General features: G+C 39.6%; 11 protein-coding genes. 8 read left to right on the top strand and 3 right to left on the bottom strand.

What is annotated here, in order from left to right:
* Positions 1-254: 254 nt before the first annotated feature.
* The 3 genes from PTRA_RS19135 (at position 255) to PTRA_RS11725 (ending at position 2,143) form a co-directional block, all read left to right on the top strand.
* On the top strand, positions 255-425 hold the full coding sequence (locus PTRA_RS19135) for a hypothetical protein (protein ID WP_167653574.1): 171 nt from the start codon (positions 255-257) through the stop codon (positions 423-425).
* Positions 406-1,008 (top strand): hypothetical protein, encoded by a 603-nt coding sequence (locus PTRA_RS11730; RefSeq protein WP_157756051.1) that lies wholly within the window; start codon positions 406-408, stop codon positions 1,006-1,008. Before PTRA_RS19135 ends, PTRA_RS11730 begins: the two co-directional genes overlap by 20 nt.
* Positions 1,009-1,168: 160 nt before the next feature.
* Positions 1,169-2,143, top strand: a complete 975-nt coding sequence (locus PTRA_RS11725) for a hypothetical protein (protein WP_058373906.1) — start codon at positions 1,169-1,171, stop codon at positions 2,141-2,143.
* 282 nt (positions 2,144-2,425) lie between these two features.
* On the opposite strand, the gene PTRA_RS11720 is transcribed toward PTRA_RS11725, so the two are convergent.
* A complete protein-coding gene (locus PTRA_RS11720) occupies positions 2,426-2,623 on the bottom strand; it encodes a CsbD family protein (protein ID WP_011328875.1) in 198 nt (65 codons plus the stop codon).
* Between the two features lie 262 nt (positions 2,624-2,885).
* Here PTRA_RS11720 and PTRA_RS11715 point away from each other — a divergent pair, with 262 nt between their 5' ends.
* On the top strand, positions 2,886-3,299 hold the full coding sequence (locus PTRA_RS11715; RefSeq protein ID WP_058373905.1) for a group II truncated hemoglobin: 414 nt from the start codon (positions 2,886-2,888) through the stop codon (positions 3,297-3,299).
* A gap of 149 nt (positions 3,300-3,448) precedes the next feature.
* The gene (gene hrpB / locus PTRA_RS11710) at positions 3,449-5,875 is read left to right on the top strand and encodes an ATP-dependent helicase HrpB (RefSeq protein WP_058373904.1); all 2,427 of its coding nucleotides are present in this window, start codon (positions 3,449-3,451) and stop codon (positions 5,873-5,875) included.
* 86 nt (positions 5,876-5,961) lie between these two features.
* Here the strand turns inward: hrpB and PTRA_RS11705 are convergent, their stop codons facing one another.
* Positions 5,962-6,828, bottom strand: coding sequence for a LysR family transcriptional regulator (locus PTRA_RS11705; protein ID WP_058373903.1), 867 nt, complete (start codon positions 6,826-6,828; stop codon positions 5,962-5,964).
* A gap of 168 nt (positions 6,829-6,996) precedes the next feature.
* On the opposite strand from PTRA_RS11705, the gene PTRA_RS11700 reads away from it, so the two are divergent.
* On the top strand, positions 6,997-7,323 hold the full coding sequence (locus PTRA_RS11700) for a DMT family transporter (protein ID WP_011328871.1): 327 nt from the start codon (positions 6,997-6,999) through the stop codon (positions 7,321-7,323).
* Positions 7,324-7,494: 171 nt separating this feature from the next.
* Complete coding sequence (locus PTRA_RS11695) at positions 7,495-8,625, top strand: S-(hydroxymethyl)glutathione dehydrogenase/class III alcohol dehydrogenase (protein ID WP_058373902.1); 1,131 nt, start codon at positions 7,495-7,497, stop codon at positions 8,623-8,625.
* Between the two features lie 136 nt (positions 8,626-8,761).
* On the opposite strand, the gene PTRA_RS11690 is transcribed toward PTRA_RS11695, so the two are convergent.
* Positions 8,762-8,977 carry a hypothetical protein gene (locus PTRA_RS11690; RefSeq protein ID WP_011328869.1) on the bottom strand — a complete coding sequence of 72 codons (216 nt, stop codon included), beginning with the start codon at positions 8,975-8,977 and terminating at the stop codon, positions 8,762-8,764.
* Positions 8,978-9,146: 169 nt separating this feature from the next.
* On the opposite strand from PTRA_RS11690, the gene PTRA_RS11685 reads away from it, so the two are divergent.
* Complete coding sequence (locus tag PTRA_RS11685) at positions 9,147-11,078, top strand: DUF1800 domain-containing protein (protein ID WP_058373901.1); 1,932 nt, start codon at positions 9,147-9,149, stop codon at positions 11,076-11,078.
* The last annotated feature ends 2 nt before the right edge of the window (positions 11,079-11,080 follow it).

Below are 11,080 nucleotides of genomic sequence, written 5' to 3'. Positions count from 1 at the left end.
AAGCGAGCCTAATTAGGCTCGATTTTGTTTAAATATCAATCGTATAAAGTGGTTTAAAGTAAAGATAATCAATTGTTTAAAAGAGTTTTCAGTGGGATTATTGGACAATATAATACAATCCGCTCTAGATGTTATAAACAACTGAATGAGGTCAATTAGACCGTTATAAGATTTTTAACAAAGGAGTGTAATTTAGCAAATCCTATATTTTTATTAGTTTAAAATATTATTATTTAAAAGATGTTCCGGCCTCAATGGATGTACTTATTGAATCATTTGATTACGAAACAAAATTGTTAGAAAAAGAAAATATTGCTTACGCAACAGATATGCCATTAGATATATCACACAGTCTATTTTATTTTTTTGCTAATAAATTAGAAAGTATAAAAGCAACGGACAGGAATGACACACGAGATGTATAAAAACTCAACTTTCTTTCAAATTACTGTGATTGTTTTAACGCTAACAGCGGGTGTTTTTATAGGCTTTATTTTTGGAGATTTTGATATTCCAATTAAATGGAATGCTGAACTAAAAGCAGGAGATCTAATCGCTACATTTATAGGGCTTATTACATTTGTATTCGCTTACAAAGGAATAGCTGATAATCGTAAAAGTATAGAACTATCTTTTCAACCTGTACTTTATGAGCACTGCTCTTTTCTTGATGTTGACAATGAGTTTAAGATAGAACTAAAAAATGCAGGTATTGGATCTGCTTTAAATTGTGTTTTTACATATTATATTGATGGCGATGAGCTGCCCGACAAGAAGTTAGATGAAAAGTTAAAAAGCTTTTGTAAAAAAGAGAGCAAAGCTGTTCTTTTTATGGGGAAAGGAAAAGTTATTTTCTCTAGTGATAGTATAACTATTGCTAGTGTAGCAGAGTGTGACAGAGAGGAATATTTAGCAATAACGTCATTTTTGACAAAACGATTTAGTTATACAGTTACTTTCAAAGATGGTTTAGACAAACTATATACACAATATTTTAAAGCTGGTTGAGATGATTTGTCTATTGTCATGTGTATTAATAACAAGCCTAGCGATAAGTCCGATATGGTTTTATTAAAGGTAAAAATTAAACAGACATCCATCCTAACATTTGCAATATCAGCATGATTAACTAAGCTCTGTGTAGTACGATAATTAAGCAGGGTGTCACATGGCTATTGCAAGAAAACGTCAGGTCAGTTTGGTCGATACAAAATACTACCACTGTATTTCGCGCTGTGTACGCCGTGCATTTTTATGCGGCGTAGACCACTTTACTAACCAATCGTATGAGCATCGCAGAGGCTGGGTTGAAAGCAAATTACTTGCCCTCGCTAAGGTGTTTTGTATTGATGTGTGTGCGTATGCGGTAATGAGCAACCACACCCACTTAGTACTCTATGTTGACGATAAAAAAGCCAAGCGACTAACCGATAAAACCATTATTCAGCGCTGGCACAGGCTTTGTAAAGGCACCGTACTCACCAACAAATATCTGCAAGGTGAAGAGCTGAGTAAAATTGAATGGCTCTTTTTAAATGAAACAATTAGTGAATACCGAGAACGCTTAGCTAATATCAGTTGGTTTATGCGGCTATTAAATGAAGACATTGCGCGCAGAGCTAATAAAGAAGATAACTGTACCGGCCGCTTTTGGGAGGGACGCTTTAAATCACAAGCCCTCTTAGATGAATCAGCATTAATCGCCTGTATGGCGTATGTAGATTTAAACCCAATAAGAGCAAAGGCAGCAGCAACGCCAGAAACATCAGACCATACTAGCGTAAAAATACGTATTGAAAGTGCCACTGCAGGTAAGCAACCGAAGCAACTCCTGCGCTTTTCAGGTAAACCCAAAAAGCACATGGCCAAAGGGTTACCGTTTGAGCTTAAATCTTACCTTGAATTAGTAGAATTAACTGGGCGTTGTATATGTGAAGACAAGAAAGGCCATATTGAAAATACCACTTTACCCCTGTTACAAAGAGTAAACATTACCTCCGAAAACTGGTTAAAACTCACCACGCAATTTAGTCGCGTATTTCATGGCGCAGTAGGTCGCCCAGTGTCACACGAAGGATACTGTGAACACCTAAACAGAAAGCGGCGCGCCAACGTTAGTAACTGCGAAAAACTACTGGCTTAAAGCGTTACTTCAAAACTTACCCGTTATTCCCCCTCACTGTGAAAACAGAGTATTTCGCATGCCTAAAAATAAATAAAAACAGCGTTATTTTAATATTATTTAAATAAGCAGAGAGATTGTTAAAGCTAATAGGGTTTTAAGCTCAGCAATGTTTATTTAGATAAACATCAAAGGGATTAATTATTAGAGTGGGTGTCATAGTAATATTATTATTTTAATGTTTAGCCAAAAACAAAACCGCCAACAAAGGCGGTTTATTTTTAAGTAGCTAATAGCTTAAAATTAATGGTCTTTTTCAAATTCATCAACTTCGCGTTCGGCTTCTTCTTTCGATTTACCGTATTGCTGTTGAATTTTACCAACTAACTCTTTACGGCTACCTTCAATTTTATCTAAATCATCGTCGGTTATGTCGCCCCATTTACGTTGCGCTTTACCTTTAAGTTCTTTCCAATTACCTTTGATACGATCGCTGTTCATAAGTAGCTCCTTACTTTAGATTAGTGAAATTAATAGTCGATTATAAGTAGCAAGTCGTATACCAAAAAAAGCATACATATTTTTTGTAATTAATATCAGTAGCTTAATATCAATCATAAATAGAGTAAGGCTAAAAGGTGGGTGTAATTATGTGGCCCTTCTTTAAATGTATACAAAATATACATAGCAGTTTGTAATAATTGCTTATCCATTATGGGTTTTAAGTTATTATGTTGCGATAAAAAGGCGGTATGAGTGAGTTATGGATACTAAAATGTGTGAATATGGCGTAGGAGATTGCTCTTACAAAATGGCGGGGGAGTTAGCCGGCATTACCCAGCTGGTTGATGCATTTTATGATTATATGCAACAGTTGAAAGAGGCTAAGCACATAAGAGATATGCACAGTGAAGACTTGTCGCAGTCGCGTAAAAAGTTAGCTTACTTTTTGTCAGGTTGGATGGGCGGCCCTAAGCTGTACGCGGAGCATTTTGGTAGCATTAATATTCCACAGGCGCATAAACATTTAACGGTAGGCGTTGCCGAAAGTGAAGCTTGGCTATTATGCATGCAAAAAGCCGTAGATGATCAGCCTTATGCAGAGTCGTTTAAAGTGTATTTAATGCGGCAATTACGCGTACCCGCAGAGCGAATTAGAATGGTATCGGGTAGCTAGTAGAGAGTTAATAGGTAGAAAGTGGGCAACTAATGGGCAACCTATTGAGCTTAGTTGCTTGTAAAAGAGTATTAATTATTAAATATCAACCGCAGTTACGCTGCGGTTTTTTGTTACAATGCCGGCAAATCAATTTAGGGTAAATAGCAGTGCTGCCGGTTCAAAACATATATCAACAACTCGTAATAACATTACAAAGCAACCCAATTACGCTACTGCAAGCGCCGCCGGGTGCGGGTAAGTCTACTTGGTTGCCGCTGCAACTTATGCGCGATGGGCACTTTAAGCGTATTGTAATGCTAGAGCCGCGTCGTTTAGCTGCGCGTAATATTGCTAGTTACTTGGCAAAGTGTCAAAACGAGAGTGTTGGCCAAAGTGTTGGCTTGCGAATAAGAGGCGAGAGTAAAGTAAGTGCGAATACGCGACTTGAAATAGTTACCGAAGGCATGCTTACCCGTATGCTGCAAAACGATCCTGAGCTTGGCGATGTTGATTTACTGATATTTGATGAGTTTCATGAGCGCTCTATTGCAGCCGATACTTCATTGGCATTTGCGTTGGAGACCCAAAGTGCGCTGCGCGAAGATTTAACCATAATGTTGATGTCGGCAACCCTTGATACCCAGCGTTACACTGAATTTTTTGCTTGTCCTGTAATTCAATCAAACGGGCGCAGCTACCCAATAGATGAAGTCTATATACCCATAAAAGATGAAAGCCGCTGGCTTGATGCAATCCCCACTATAATAAAACAAGCATTGAGTGAGCAAACCGGCAGCGCGTTGGTGTTTTTACCAGGGCAGCACGAAATACTCAGGGTACAGCAAGCGCTCACTGACTTACCAAACAATTGTATAGTAGCAACGCTATTTGGCGAGCAAGATAAAGCCAATCAGCAAGCAGCTATTGCCCCTGCGCCAGAGGGGATGCGCAAAGTGGTACTTACTACCAATGTGGCCGAAACCAGCTTAACCATTGAAGGTATAAGGATTGTGATTGATAGCGGTAAACGCCGCGCCGCGACCTTTAATTTAAAAACCGGTGTTACTGAACTAACAACACAAAGTATATCGCGCTCATCGGCAGTGCAGCGTGCAGGGCGTGCAGGGCGAATAGAGCCAGGGGTGGTTTATAGGCTGGGCTCTAAGCAAACTTTTGAGCGCCGTAATAGCCACGACAATCCCGAAATACTCACATCAGACATAAGCCAACTAATGCTAGAAGCTAAGCAATGGGGGGCAAGTATTGAGGAGCTAACCTTGCTTGATAAACCTACTGAGCAGCAGGGCATACAGGCAAGTAACTTACTTAGCATGCTTGAAGCCATTGATAGCAAAGGTAAGCTCACACGGCTTGGCAGTAAAATGTTAGGCTTTGGCGCTGATATTCGGTTGGCGCATATGCTTTTAAAAGCGCAGGCATTAGAGCAAGCACTCCCCGGTATCTATCGACTCGCTATTTATTTGGTGGCATTACTTGAAAGCCGCGTAAATACTGCTAACGAGCTAAGCTTAGCGCTGCATAGCCAACAACAACGGCCACATCCGGTATTTAAGCAGCAATTAAAATATTGGCAAAGTCGCTTAAAAGTAAAAGAGTCAAATGGTGATTTAAATACCGAGCACTTAAGCTTGCTGGTGGCGCTTGCTTACCCCGATCGAATCGCGAAAAAGCGTGGCAGTGGTTACTTACTTGCCAATGGTGCAGGCGCTGAGCTAAACCGCGATTACTGGCATAATGACGACTACCTTGCAATTGCTACTATGGGAGGGCACAAAGGCGGGCGTATTTTTAGTGCTACATCACTTAGCCCATTTGAGCTGCAAGCCTATTTACCGCATTTATTTAGCATGCAAACTCGCTGTGAGTTTGACGAAAAAACCGCACGCTTTATCCATCAAGACGAAGTAAGACTTGGCGCTATTACCCTTACTAGCCAGCCAAGTAAGCAAAAACTCGATAAAAGTGAGCGCGCCAAAGCATGGTTAAATTTATTTACTAAACATGGCTTTGCGCTGTTTAATGAACAAAAAGACGCTGAGCAACTATTAATTAGAATGAGCTTAGCAAGTAAGCTAATGAGCGAAAAGTTTCCGCAAATTAACGAGCAGCAACTTATTCAAACGGCACCGCAGTGGCTAGGTGTGTTTTTACAAGATATTAAAACCCTGGAGCAGCTTAAAAAGTTTAACTACTTTGAGGCATTACAAAATTGTTTTGATTGGCAACAACAAAGTGCCTTAAAAAGCTTACTGCCACTGCGTTTAACGGTAGCGAGCGGCTCTAATATTAGGATTGAATATCAGCTTGAAGGGCCTGCAAAACTCAGTGTACGCATGCAAGAAGTATACGGTATGACCAACACGCCGTTATTGGCACAGGGGAAATTGCCATTGCTAATGGAGTTATTATCGCCGGGAAAACGCTCGTTGCAACTTACGCAAGATTTAGCGCACTTTTGGAATACCAGTTATCGTGATGTACAAAAAGAAATGAAAGGACGTTACCCCAAGCATTTTTGGCCCGATAGCCCTGCAACCAGTATTGCAACTAACAAAGTGAAAAGTAAAATGTGAGCGTGTACTGAGTTGAAGTAATAATATTAACCTCACAGTTAAATACGAGATTAATATTATTCAAAACGTAAATGTTAACTAACGGACTAACTAAGATGCTTTGCTAAAAAGTCGACCAATAACCTTATTTTTGGCGATAAGTGACGATTATGAGGGTATATAGCCCAAATGCCTTCATCAGGCACTCGATAGCTATCTAATAAGGTAATTAGCTCACCACTTTGTAGGTGATTTTGCACGTAGTAATCGGGCAGTTGTACTATTCCTAATCCTTTTAATGCTGCATCCGCTAGGCTGTACCCGCTGTTATAGCGTAGCTTACCGGCAACGCGAATGTTTTTTTCTTTTCCCGACTCCATAAAGTGCCAATAATCAAGCGTGCCTAGTAGGCAACTATGTTTACTCAGTTCAGAAATTGCATGTGGTATACCGTGTTTTTCCAGATATTCTGGCGATGCGCACACATAACTGGTTCGGGTTCCGAGTTTTTTTGCCATCATTGACGAGTCGGCCAGCTTACCAATACGTATAGCTAAATCGTATCCGCCTTCAACTAAGTCAATTTGTTGATTACTCAAGTAAGCAGAAACCGCGACTTCACTATATTGCAGCATAAAGTCAGAAACCAAAGGCAGTACTTGCTGCTCTCCATAAGTTACCGAAGCCGTAAGCTTTATTTTACCTTGGGGCGTTGTTTGTAAGTTAGTTATAGCCCGCTCTGCAGCATCTAAACCATCAAGCACGCTGCGACAGTGCTGATAAAAAACTCGGCCTTCTTCAGTTAACGATACTTTGCGCGTAGTACGATAAAATAGCTTCACATTCAGCCGGTTTTCGAGCGCACTAATTTGCCTGCTTACTTGCGCTGTTGATATTGCCATTTTTTTTGAGGCTTGCGTAAAGCTGGCGTTTTCAGCAACGTGTACAAATTCACTAATACCTTCCCACTGCATGATTGTTACCTATATGTATAAGTTAATTTCAAAAATAGCACATTATCATTTTTACAGAAACAAATATAATAATAGCCATCAACACAAACATGCTGTGAATAAGTTAAATAGTCGATATAACGTTATCGACATTAATTACAACAGCTCGCAAAATAAATAGGAAAAAATATGAGTTGGGTATTTTTATTTTTGGGTGTTATTGCAGAAGCTATGTCGCATGTGGCATTAAAACAAACAGATGGCTTTACTAGGTTACTGCCCAGCATAGTGGTGTTATTGGGCCATTTGGCTGCGTTTGTTTTTTTAGGCCAAGCAATGAAAGGCATGCCTGTAGGTATTGTGCATGCGATGTGGGCAGGGTTAGCTATTGTTACCGTTACGCTATTATCTACCCTTGTATATAAACAGCATTTAGATTTATCCACTTGGTTAGGAATGGCATTGGTGGCCATAGGCATTGCAATGATTAATCTATCGCAAGGGCATAGCCATTAACAGTAAAGGTAAGTAAAGCTGATAAAACAATAAATAATTGCTTTAAAGTAAATTGCCTAATTTTAAGCCGCCATAATATGCAGCAGCGCATTATTAAGGTAACTGAACTAAACTAAAATACGTGTTTACGTTCATTTATATTAAATAATTTATTAATTAAGAGAGAACGAGATGTCAGATAAGTTTATAAAATCGAAAGCCGCCATAGCATGGGGTCCAAAACAGCCTTTATCTATCGAAGAAATTGACGTAATGCTGCCGCGCAAGGGCGAAGTATTAGTTAAAGTTATTGCCTCTGGAGTTTGTCATACCGATGCTTTTACTTTATCGGGCGATGATCCTGAAGGGATTTTTCCGGTTATTTTAGGCCACGAAGGCGGTGGTATAGTTGAGCAAGTTGGCGAGGGCGTAACGAGTGTAAAAGTTGGGGATCACGTTATTCCTTTATACACACCAGAGTGTGGCGAGTGTAAGTTTTGTTTATCGGGTAAAACTAACTTGTGTCAAAAAATTCGTGAAACTCAAGGTAAAGGCTTAATGCCTGATGGCACCACTCGTTTTTACAAAGACGGCCAGCCAATTTTTCATTACATGGGTTGTTCAACTTTCTCTGAATACACGGTATTACCAGAAATTTCGTTAGCAAAAGTTAATAAATCTGCACCATTAGAAGAGGTGTGTTTATTAGGCTGTGGTGTTACCACCGGCATGGGCGCGGTAATGAATACTGCAAAAGTTGAAGAAGGCGCAACAGTCGCTATATTTGGCCTTGGTGGTATAGGCTTATCGGCAGTTATTGGCGCAACTATGGCTAAAGCGAGCCGAATTATTGCTATAGATATTAACGAAAGTAAGTTTGAGTTAGCAAAAAAATTAGGCGCTACCGACTTTATTAACCCTAAAGACTACGACAAACCAATTCAAGATGTAATTGTAGAGCTGACCGATGGCGGTGTTGATTACTCGTTTGAGTGTATTGGTAACGTTAACCTAATGCGCTCTGCGCTAGAGTGCTGCCATAAAGGCTGGGGCGAGTCTGTGGTTATTGGTGTTGCTGGTGCGGGGCAAGAAATTTCAACCCGTCCGTTCCAATTGGTAACGGGTAGAGTATGGAGAGGCTCAGCATTTGGTGGGGTTAAAGGTCGCAGCGAATTACCTGATTATGTAGAGCGTTATTTAGCGGGTGAATTTAAATTAAGTGACTTTATTACTCATACAATGGCACTTGAAGATATTAACGAATCGTTTGATTTAATGCACAGAGGCGAAAGTATTCGCACCGTTATTCATTTCGATAAATAACGATAAACAGCGGCACTATGGTTTAATTAAACTATAGTGCTCTTTTTTGTTTAATTTATATTTACTAATCAACAATCCATCAGTTTAAAAAAAGTAGACCCAGCCAAAAACACTTCAAAATATAAAAACACTATTTTTAAATTTCTTTACCGCCGTGTGTTTCGGCTAAGTCGTCGAGCTCTGCAACTGTGTAGTCAAAACCACTCTCGTCATAGTCATAATTAACCTTTACGCAATTGCCGCCATTAAATAATTTTGTTTTTACATCGTTAATGGGCCAATTTTTAAGTAGGTGTATAAATCGGTTGGCAACTTGAGAAGATTCAAAACGATAGCTAATTTCTGTTTTCATAAATAATAAGGCTCTGGGTAATTTAACCCCCGTAGTTTGTGCATTTTTGCGAATTAGTCAAGTTTCGGTTACAAAAAATAAAGAGTAAATATGTGATTTTTATGTTTCAATTAATGCATTAATGGCAATAAGTATTGCCGTGCTTTAATTGAGGTGAGAACAAATTCACATGTACTATAGAACTTTTTTACTAACTATTTCTGCTTTATATCTCTGTGCTTGTGGTGGCTCTAGCTCTGGTTCGGACGTGGGATCAGGCTCGGCTGAAACACCAATTGTAAGCGAAAATACCCCCCCCACACTATCGGTAACAAATAACGTAAATGATATCGTTAGCGGACAGGTTGTTGAGTTAAGCGCAATAGCAAGTGATGCCGATGGCACTATCAGCAGTATCGTATGGGAGCAAACAGCGGGACATAAAGTGCTTAATGCACCTGTAAATGCTAGTAGTGTCACTATTACTTTACCTGATGCGCAAAGTTACGCAGCAATGGAATACGTTTTTAGTGTAACGGCAACTGATAACGAAGGGGCTACTAACGTTAAAACTGTAAGCTTTGTCGCACGAAATAGCATGGATGAAATTGCTGCGGCACGCATACTACATCAAGGTACTATGGGACCAACCTTAAAAGAAATACGCCAAGCACAAGGGTTAAGCGAGCTGCAATGGCTTAAGCAGCAAATGGCGCTACCAATTAACTATCATAGTAGATATTTAGTTAAAACCCCGGGCCAAACTAATTTCCAATATATCAACCGTATTGATGCATGGTGGAAAGGGGTGTTGCATAGCGACGATCAATTACGTCAACGTGTGGCTTTTGCGTTGAGTCAAATATTGGTGGTGTCGGATGCAAATGGTAATGTAGGTAGTCAGCCTGAAGGAATGATTAATTACTACGATATATTGCTTAAGCATACCTTTGGCAATTACAGAGACCTACTTGAAGATGTTACGCTGTCGCCAATTATGGGTACTTTTTTAAGCCATTTAGGTAATGAAAAGGCAAATGATGAGCTTAATATTCGCCCAGATGAAAACTACGCCCGCGAAGTGATGCAGTTATTTACAATAGGCCTTGAAGAACTCAATTTAGATGCGACCCCAAAACTGGACGCACAAGGTAATACTATTGCTACTTACGGACAGCCTCAAATACAGGGGTTTGCACGCGTATTTACAGGGTGGACATTTGCAGGTAGTGAAACATTTAAGCAAAAAAATAATAATTTTATACAGCCGATGAAGGCATTTAGTGAATACCATTCAAGTAAACAAAAAACGCTGTTAAGTGGTGAAATTATACCAGCAGGGTATGGACCAGAAGAAACGCTGAAAATAGCCCTAGATAACTTATTTAACCACAATAATGTAGCTCCATTTATTAGTAAGCAACTAATACAGCGGTTAATTACTTCAAACCCAACTGCGCAATATGTTGCCCGTGTTGCCAGTGTTTTTAATGATAACGGCGCTGGGGTGCGCGGTGATTTAGCGGCAGTTATTACGGCTATTTATTTAGATGATGAGGCACGCCACTTTGGCAGTGTTTTAAATTATCAGGGGAAACTCAAAGAACCGTTGTTAACCACAATACAATTTTGGCGTAACTTAGATGCTAAATCAGCTATTGGTTATTACAATACATGGGGGCTATATAATACCTATGGACAGGGACCAATGGAGTCGTCTTCGGTATTTAATTTTTTCAGACCTGATTACCAACCAACTTACTTACGTAATGAGGGCTTAGTTGCGCCTGAGTTACAAATAGCCAGTGATGCTACTTTAATTGGTATAATGAATAAACATTATTCAGATTTAATGTGGCGTGCAGCAGAGGGGAACACCTCTTTAGTCCCCAAAATAATATATGTTTTTATTAAAGACGACATGAACCACCTAAAAAATAAAGGTATACACTCGCTGCTTGATCAATACAATATTTTGTACTTTGCAGGCTCAATGAGCCGCGAGACCCGCCAGGCGTTAGTCGATTTAGACGCTTATTTTAATGATAGCCAAATCCGTCAACGCATATCGTATTTACTTTATATGGTAGCAATTTCACCTGAATTTAATTTACAGTATTAGGA

This window comes from Pseudoalteromonas translucida KMM 520, from assembly GCF_001465295.1.
GTDB classification, from domain to species: domain Bacteria; phylum Pseudomonadota; class Gammaproteobacteria; order Enterobacterales; family Alteromonadaceae; genus Pseudoalteromonas; species Pseudoalteromonas translucida.
This window is presented reverse-complemented; position numbering and strand designations above follow the sequence as displayed.